We start from the raw sequence: 818 nt of genomic DNA, 5'->3' as shown, positions 1-818 counted from the left end.
GCCCCGCCGCAACCAGTTGCAGAAGGTGGCCCAATACCCGGCCGGCCTCACCAGCACGCCCATCGAGACGCTCTACAACGCCTATGACGCTGGCGGGCACGTCACCGAGCAGGTGGATGCCAACGGCATCACCACGTCCTTCGTCTACCAGGACACCAACCTCATTTCACAGACAGTCCACGTTACTGGCCAGCCAGACGTGGTGACGACTCATGGCTATGACGGCGCGGGGCACCGCACCTTCACGCAGCTCCCCGAAGGCAACTTCGAAGTCTATTGCTACCGGCAGGGAGCGACAGCAGGGTGCACGGGCGGCACCTTCACCGACAAGCTGCAGTGGAAGGCGAAGTCCTCCACCGCGACCGCCGCCACCTGGTCCGAGAAGGTGACGTACACCTACTGGCCCGACAGCACGCTGAATGAGGAGCGCTACTTCGACGCTTTGGGCAACACGCGCAAGGTGCTCTCCTACGCCGCCGATGCCCACCGACGCACCACATGGGAGAAGTTTGGGACGAGCACGGGCAGCTTCGTCGCCACGAAGAGCTACGACGCGGCCAACAACCTCACGGGCGAAGGCAAGCCCTTCAACGCGCCTCCAGCATGGTGTGCCGTGGGTACGGATGGCCAGCCGACTTCCGCGGCCTGCAATGCCATGCAGTATGACGCCGTGAACCAGCTGCAGCGCGTCGACGAGCACCCGACGGGCAGCACCACGACGCGCACGTGCTTCAAGCACGACGCGCACGGCAACGTCATCAGCGTGGACATGGGCCTTGCCGCCACCGCCAACTGCGCGACGGCGACGCCTTCCGCCA

1 pseudogene is annotated in these 818 nt (G+C 65.0%); it reads left to right on the top strand.

From position 1 onward, the window contains the following. Positions 1-818 (top strand): annotated as a pseudogene (locus tag AABA78_RS38820) (hypothetical protein); the annotation flags it as partial.

The sequence above is a fragment of the Corallococcus caeni genome (assembly GCF_036245865.1).
Classification (GTDB): domain Bacteria; phylum Myxococcota; class Myxococcia; order Myxococcales; family Myxococcaceae; genus Corallococcus; species Corallococcus caeni.
This window is presented reverse-complemented; position numbering and strand designations above follow the sequence as displayed.